The 605-nt window shown below is 55.4% G+C and carries 1 protein-coding gene; it reads right to left on the reverse strand.

Going from position 1 to position 605, the window contains the following annotated elements:
- Positions 1 to 533: IS1634 family transposase (locus PG896_RS21120; RefSeq protein ID WP_109113328.1), on the reverse strand; the 533-nt coding region annotated here is incomplete at its 3' end.
- Positions 534 to 605 lie beyond the last annotated feature (72 nt).

A 605-nucleotide genomic window follows, 5' to 3' on the forward strand; every position in this document is an offset into this window, starting at 1 on the left:
GCCTGATTTTCACAGATGAGCTCAAGGATCACTTGATTCAGCTCTGGCCGGTGATCACGACTATAACCACGCACCAGTTGCAGCTTACCGACCAGATCCCCATCGGCACAGTCATAGGCGCCATCGACGTGGAAGCTGGTAATATCGAGGTGCACTGCGGTGCTTTTGAGCCCCAGCCGCTCGACAACTTGCGCCGCCATCACCTGATACAAGGCGCTGACATCGGCCTCAAAGAGGGCATCGAGACAGCGACCGAGCACATCATCATTGAGGTCATCAGCACAGATCCCGGGGCCAATCAGGCGCTCAACCGGCTTGTTAGCGAAGAATTGCGGGAACATGTGCAGGGTGCTGCTGTGAAAGCCGAGGCCGTTCACTATCATGGCGACCAAGGCTTCACCATGTGAGACCTTGAAAGGCGGGGTTTTGGGGAGCAAGGCATCGATCATGCGGGCAATGCCCAGTTCCTGGCAGAGTGCGGCGACCAAACCAAGGTGATCGAGGTTACGGATCGAGATAGCGGGTGCGGCCATGATGATCTACCTGCAAAAGAGAGTAATAGATCAGAACGGCCGATCGCCGTCAAGCACTGAAAATAGCAAAAT

The organism is Aeromonas sp. QDB30 (genome assembly GCF_027707645.1).
GTDB lineage: Bacteria > Pseudomonadota > Gammaproteobacteria > Enterobacterales > Aeromonadaceae > Aeromonas > Aeromonas caviae.